Genomic DNA, 2,641 nt, shown 5'->3' with positions numbered 1-2,641 from the left:
ACACCCACACCCACCACACACCCACCTGGCACACCACACCCACCACACCCCACCCCCCCCTCCCCACCTACCCCTTCCAACACCACCACTACTGGCCGGAGCCCGCGACCCAGGACTCCGCCACCGTCGCCGACCCATACGAGTCGAGGTTCTGGGAGGCCGTGGACCGGGCGGACGTGGAGGCGCTCACCAGCACGCTCGACGTCACCGGCGAACGGGACCGCGAGGTAGTCGCATCCGCCCTGCCAGCCCTGACCGAGTGGCGGCGGCGCACGCGGCACGAGCACGTCGTGGAGTCGTGGCGGTACCGCGTCGTCTGGCGGCGGCTGGGGGTCGTCACCTCGGACCGGTTCTCCGGCAAGTGGCTCGCGGTCGTTCCCGCCGGCTTCGCCGAGGACGCCCGGGTGACCAGGCCCCTGGACGGCCTGCGGGGCTACGGCGCGGACTGTGTGGTGCTGGAGACCGCGGACGACGACCGGACGGCGGTGACCGACCGGCTGGCGGCCGAGGGAGTGGCGTCCGCCGGGTACAGCGGTGTCCTGTCGTTCCTCTCCCTGGACGAGCGGCCGCACACCGGCTTCCCGGCCGTGCCCAATGGCCTGATGCTGCTGGCCGCTCTGGTACCGGCGCTGGCGGACCTCGGTGTCACCGCGCCGCTGTGGGCCGTGACGATGGGCGGGGCAGAGGCGGAGGACGGTCCGTGGGTCGGCCCCTCGGACGCGCTCACCTGGGGGTTCGGTCTGGTGGCCGGGCTGGAGTACCCGCGGCTGTGGGGCGGTTCGGTGGATCTGCCGGCCGAGCCGGACGAGCGGGTGCTTCGGTACCTGGCCAGTGTGCTGCGCGGTCAGGGAGACGAGGACCAGGTCGCGATCCGTCCCTCCGGTGTGTTCGGGCGGCGGCTGGTGCGGGCGGCGTCGGACGGGTCCGCCGGACGGCGGACCTGGACGCCGCGCGGAACGGTACTGATCACCGGCGGTACCGGCGGTGTCGGCGGGCAGATCGCCCGCCGGCTGGCCGCCACCGGCGCGGAGCACCTGCTGCTGGTGAGCCGTGGCGGCGCGGAAGCCAAGGACGTGCGGGAGCAGGTGGCCGCACTGGAAGAGTCGGGTGCCGCCGTTACGGTGGCCGCGTGCGACGTGGCCGACCGGGACGCGCTGGCCGCCGTGATCGAGGCCGTACCGGACGACCGGCCGCTGACCGCCGTCATCCACGCGGCGGGCGCGGGCCAGCAGAGCTCGATCGCCGAGACCTCGCCGGAGGAGTTCTCCCGCATCATCGCGGGCAAGGTGCTCGGCGCCCGGAACTTGGACGACGTACTCGGCGACCGGCCGCTCGACGCCTTCGTGCTGATCTCGTCCAACGCCGGGGTCTGGGGCGGTGGCGGCCAGGGCGCCTACGCCGCTGCGAACGCCTTCCTCGACGCGGTGGCCCGGCAGCGGCGTGCCCGTGGCCGCACGGCGACCTCGATCGCCTGGGGCTCCTGGGCAGGAGCGGGACTCGGCGCGGTGGACGGTGCCGCCGAGCGGCTCGCCCGGCTGGGTGTGGTTGCCATGGACCCGGAGCCGGCCCTGCGGGCGCTGGTGCACGCGGTGCAACTCGACGAGACGACCGTGTCGGTCGCGGACATCGACTGGTCCCGGTTCGCCCCCGGCTTCACCGCCGCCCGGCCCAGCCTGTTGCTGAGCGAACTGCCCGAGGTGGGCGCGGCGTTGCGGGAGCTGGACGGCGTGGCGGGCGGCGACCGGTCCGGTTCGGACCTGGCCGGCCGGCTGGCCACGCTGTCCGAGGGGGACCGCGAGGCTGCGGTGCTCGACGCGGTGCGGACCCACGCGGCGGCCGTGCTGGGGCACCGTGACACCACGAACGTGGCCGCGGAGACCGCGTTCACGGACCAGGGCTTCGACTCCATGACGTCGGTGCAGTTGCGCAACGCCCTGGTGAAGGACTTCGGGCTACGGCTGCCGACCACCCTGCTCTTCGACCACCCGACCCCGCGGGCGCTGGCTCGGTTCGTGCTGGACGAGCTGTCCGGCGACGCGGAGGAAACCACTGCCACGGCGGTGGAGGGCCGCGGTCCGGCCGAGGACGACCCGATCGTGATCGTCTCCATGGCGTGCCGGCTACCGGGCGGCATCGCCTCCCCCGAGGACCTGTGGGAGCTGCTGGCCTCGGGCGGGGAGGCGCTGTCCGACTTCCCGACGGACCGCGGCTGGGACATCGACGCCATCTACGACCCCGAGCCCGGGGTGCCCGGCAAGACGTACACCCGCAGGGGTGGTTTCCTCGACGGTGCGGGGGACTTCGACGCCTCGTTCTTCAAGATCTCCCCGCGTGAGGCGCTGGCGATGGACCCCCAGCACCGAGTCTTCCTGGAAAGTTCCTGGGAGGTCTTCGAGCGGGCCGGTGTCGATGTCACCGCGCTGCGCGGCAGCCGGACGGGGGTGTTCGCCGGCGGGTTCCACACGGGATACACCATCGGCGTGGACCTGATCGGGCAGGGCGTGGACGGTTACACGTCGCACAACAACCTGCCGAGCGTGCTGTCCGGCCGGGTGGCCTACACGTTCGGGTTCGAGGGTCCGGCGGTGACGGTGGACACGGCGTGCTCGTCGTCGCTGGTGGCACTGCACCTGGCCGCCCA

1 protein-coding gene is annotated in these 2,641 nt (G+C 73.3%); it reads left to right on the top strand.

Annotation, left to right across the window (positions count from 1 at the left end):
* Positions 1 to 2,641, top strand: a 2,641-nt coding sequence (locus tag AB0389_RS37725) for an SDR family NAD(P)-dependent oxidoreductase (RefSeq protein ID WP_366400111.1), incomplete at both ends; no start/stop codon positions are given.

Origin of the sequence: Streptomyces sp. NPDC093109, from assembly GCF_040701725.1 — a bacterium.
Classification (GTDB): Bacteria; Actinomycetota; Actinomycetes; order Streptomycetales; family Streptomycetaceae; genus Streptomyces.
The sequence above is the reverse complement of the archived record's forward strand: the minus strand, read 5'-3'. Positions and strand labels throughout refer to the sequence as shown.